This window comes from Bifidobacterium jacchi (assembly GCF_009078285.1).
Classification (GTDB): Bacteria; Actinomycetota; Actinomycetes; order Actinomycetales; family Bifidobacteriaceae; genus Bifidobacterium; species Bifidobacterium jacchi.
The window spans coordinates 24,780-24,990 of record NZ_RQSP01000014.1 but is presented as its reverse complement, the minus strand read 5'-3'; the positions used below and the strand labels follow the sequence as shown (position 1 = coordinate 24,990).

Annotated in this window: 2 tRNA genes; both read left to right on the top strand. The window is 56.4% G+C overall.

The annotated features are described in order from the left end of the window. The first annotated feature begins 8 nt into the window (after positions 1 to 8). Positions 9 to 81, top strand: a tRNA-Gly gene (locus EHS19_RS05355). 47 nt (positions 82 to 128) lie between these two features. Next, positions 129 to 200: transfer RNA gene (locus EHS19_RS05350), tRNA-Val, on the top strand. Positions 201 to 211: the final 11 nt, after the last annotated feature.

Below are 211 nucleotides of genomic sequence, written 5' to 3'. Positions count from 1 at the left end.
GACAGATTGCGGACATAGCTTAGTTGGTAAAGCGCAACCTTGCCAAGGTTGAGACCGCGGGTTCGAGTCCCGTTGTCCGCTCTCGTTTTTCTTGAGCATTGGCTTCGATGAGCAAGAAACGCGGACCCGGGCGGTTGGCGCAGAGGTAGCGCACTTCCCTGACACGGAAGGGGTCACAAGTTCGAATCTTGTATCGCCCACGATCGGACGA